The following is a 1,533-nucleotide window of genomic DNA, read 5'->3' as shown; positions in this document are numbered from 1 at the left end:
ACGCCAGCTCAGGTCTATCGGCAACGTTAATCAACGTTACGTAACGTAAAACACTCGTTCTCGTATTGCTGAGTTTTGTCTTATTTGAACCCGTTTTTTGTCTTGACAAACGGTACCACCATACTACGCAGTAAATACGGTCAGGCTTCACTTAGAAAATCATGGTTTACTTTCTATTTGGAAAACGGAAAGAATGCTTACAGGCAATCATACGCCAGATGCAGAGATACGAGCTAGTTCACTACCTATCATTGCTGTACAGGTGATCGAAAAGCCTATAGTTCTTGATATCACTTTGCAAGACGAATTAACACATTTTGTAGCTTTGACAGATCGTTATACTCATATTTGGTACTTTACTCATGAAACAAACATATCTATACTCCGTCAAGCACTTCAAAGGATTGACGAGGAACGCCAGCATCAGGAAAGCAACTATCAGCCGCTTCTTTCACGAGTGACCTTTTATAATTCTGACAGCCAGGCACTACAAGTTTAGAGCCAACAAAAGCAGACCAGACATTACGGAACAACTTAGTAACAATGATCAACAGTTGCAGCAACCCAGGCACTACAGCCCCAACTCGTTAGCCATATTCGGCAGCAGTGCCACGCGAAGCGCACACCCCAACGGGGTAGTGCAAGATAAACACCTACCGAACAGCCGTTTTTCCCCCGGTCATTATCGTTTGCTAAGCTTGAGAAGCGCGGCGAGTAACCGGGTTAACCCCGGCTTACTCGTTCCCCTACCGGGAATAGCCGGGACAGCTAGAAAGAGCATATGTTATGATAAAGAAAAGATTAGACGCGCAAATACGAGCAGAAAATTATGATTTTATCAAGGCAGAATCAGAACAACGTGGTATCCCTATGAATACTATTACCGACGATCTACTTACCCAGGCTATTGCTATTAAGCGAGGAGAAGTTATAGAACAACAAAGTTTACCTGTTATCCGTGAGATCATTCAAACAGAGGTAAGGAAAGGACTTGCACAACAACGACAAGATATTAGAGAAGATATGCAGCTAGAATTTACCAATGAGTTTAAAGCTATCTCTAGAGCCAGTGATAATCGATTAGCGGCTCTCATTGTTCGTACTCTTCGAGATAGTTCTATCGTTCGTAGGCTTGCTTATACTATTCTTTCTCGTTCATTTGGTGCTGACTTTGCTTCTAAAGCATATGAAGATGCAAAGATGAAAGCAGGTCAAGAATTAGCTAGCCGATCCAAAAGCAAAGAAGGATTAGAGGATTAATGCAAGGACCAGAATATAAAGACATACAGCAACTAGAAGAACTTGTAAAGGCGATGCAATGGGAAAATGTATCTTTTGTTCCAGATGAAAGAAATATTATAGCCATTGATCAAGAAATATCTACAGAGTGGTTACAAACTCTTGAATCGGTATAGTGCCCCGCTTTGTCAAGACAATAAAATCGAGGTCTGTAAGAGAAACTCACTTTCTTTCTGAACACGAATTGGAATGACGATAAAATGCAGTAAGAACACGGTAATAAATCTGTTCTAC

3 protein-coding genes are annotated in these 1,533 nt (G+C 41.2%); all 3 read left to right on the top strand.

Annotation, left to right across the window (positions count from 1 at the left end):
* Window positions 1-193 precede the first annotated feature (193 nt).
* The 3 genes from F1593_RS27970 (at window position 194) to F1593_RS28820 (ending at window position 1,415) form a co-directional block, all read left to right on the top strand.
* Entirely contained in the window at window positions 194-499 is a 306-nt protein-coding gene (locus F1593_RS27970; protein WP_149404834.1) for a hypothetical protein, read from the top strand.
* 287 nt (window positions 500-786) lie between these two features.
* The gene (locus F1593_RS27965) at window positions 787-1,260 is read left to right on the top strand and encodes a hypothetical protein (protein WP_149404833.1); all 474 of its coding nucleotides are present in this window, start codon (window positions 787-789) and stop codon (window positions 1,258-1,260) included.
* A complete protein-coding gene (locus F1593_RS28820) occupies window positions 1,260-1,415 on the top strand; it encodes a hypothetical protein (RefSeq protein ID WP_172632533.1) in 156 nt (51 codons plus the stop codon). The genes F1593_RS27965 and F1593_RS28820 overlap by 1 nt, the downstream gene beginning before the upstream one ends.
* Window positions 1,416-1,533 lie beyond the last annotated feature (118 nt).

The organism is Dictyobacter arantiisoli (assembly GCF_008326305.1).
In the GTDB taxonomy this organism is placed as follows: Bacteria; Chloroflexota; Ktedonobacteria; order Ktedonobacterales; family Ktedonobacteraceae; genus Dictyobacter; species Dictyobacter arantiisoli.
Note: the sequence above shows the minus strand (reverse complement) of the source record. Positions and strands in the feature narration are given on the sequence as shown.

Bases quoted from the DNA above. Each gene is read 5' to 3' on its own strand.
- F1593_RS28820 (WP_172632533.1), top strand. From the start codon at position 1,260: ATGCAAGGACCAGAATATAAAGACATACAGCAACTAGAAGAACTTGTA.
- F1593_RS27970 (WP_149404834.1), top strand. From the start codon at position 194: ATGCTTACAGGCAATCATACGCCAGATGCAGAGATACGAGCTAGTTCA.
- F1593_RS27965 (WP_149404833.1), top strand. From the start codon at position 787: ATGATAAAGAAAAGATTAGACGCGCAAATACGAGCAGAAAATTATGAT.